A 1,176-nucleotide genomic window follows, 5' to 3' on the forward strand; every position below is an offset into this window, starting at 1 on the left:
AGTAGGCGTGACAACGCCTCTGTCATCACGGATTTCGTTTTTTGGCATGCCGACATACCAGTTCGAGATCGCTTTTTCCCAAACCGGGTCAGCCGCCGGGCGACCGGTGCGTTCCGTATATAGCGGCGCTACCCAATCATAGACGATGGATAAATCAAGCGCCTCGTTGATTTGACGCAGGATGTGCTTTTTCGGCACGAGTTCATCCATATCCACGAATTGAAACATCTGAGGCTGGACAGCCGATGACTTATAGGCTTTCATGTTCAATCACTCTCTCGATTATTTGTTACAGTACAAATTCGACAAAACCGTGGGAAAGACCTGTTTAAGCGGACTTTTTCACCAGACTTCTAAAGCTTTCGAGCCAACATTTATTTGCTCTTCGTACCAGGTTCCCTTTTTCGAATAATTTCCTTGAATAATTTTCTCCCCTTTCACGTCGTCAGAGAACCATCCTTTCACGACTACTTGATATGCAACTGAAGCTTCAGTAGAAGTACCAGTATCCTGCCATCCTTTTATCGTAAGATATCGTCTGTCTACATCAAATTTTGTCGTGCTATATGCTTTTGTATTACAAGGTATATTGGGACAATCTACTTTTGTAAGAGAAAATTCATAATATGGAGTATTTGAAGCATAAATAGCTAATATTAGACTATGAACAAATAACCTATGCTGTCGGATATTTTTGTTTTTGAAACATAGGGTTAATTCAAAAAGAAGAAAGATACTTGAGGGGAGATCATATTGGCTCATTTGGATTCAACCAATATCAAACATGATGATGTTCCAGTTTCCGATCGTATTTCCATCGAGAAAATAAGGCTCTTCGCTCTACTGGGTGGGTACAGTGTTGAATATTAGTTTCATAACCCCTTCCGCCTTTAAGAGATTTTCAGATGTAGAAACAGCCGTCAAGGAGTTCGCTTGACCGCTGTTTCTACATCTGAAGCAGGGTAAGAAGGCGGAAAGGGATATTATGCTCGGCGCGCCGCGAGCAACGGCAAACGAAGCTTATTGGCTGTCATATACACCATCGCAATCAAGTTTTCTACGTTCCTGTAGCCTCTGGCCCGACGTTTAGCTGCTTGAACCAGACCATTAATGCCTTCCAACAAGCCGTTCGTCATCTTACTATGGAACCACCGAAGGATCCCTTCTTCGTGCTGC

At 43.0% G+C, this 1,176-nt stretch carries 3 protein-coding genes; all 3 read right to left on the reverse strand.

Annotation, left to right across the window (positions count from 1 at the left end):
• Positions 1-264: transposase (locus ABD76_RS19940; RefSeq protein ID WP_478354326.1), on the reverse strand; the 264-nt coding region annotated here is incomplete at its 3' end.
• Positions 265-342: 78 nt separating this feature from the next.
• The gene (locus tag ABD76_RS19945) at positions 343-762 is read right to left on the reverse strand and encodes a hypothetical protein (protein ID WP_197258897.1); all 420 of its coding nucleotides are present in this window, start codon (positions 760-762) and stop codon (positions 343-345) included.
• A gap of 221 nt (positions 763-983) precedes the next feature.
• Positions 984-1,176, reverse strand: a 193-nt coding sequence (locus tag ABD76_RS19950; RefSeq protein WP_197253431.1) for a transposase, incomplete at its 5' end; no start/stop codon positions are given.

Origin of the sequence: Paenibacillus dendritiformis (genome assembly GCF_015845845.1) — a bacterium.
Lineage (GTDB): Bacteria > Bacillota > Bacilli > Paenibacillales > Paenibacillaceae > Paenibacillus_B > Paenibacillus_B dendritiformis_C.

Coding starts and splice junctions, on each gene's coding strand:
- ABD76_RS19945 (WP_197258897.1), bottom strand. CDS start 762: ATGAGCCAATATGATCTCCCCTCAAGTATCTTTCTTCTTTTTGAATTA.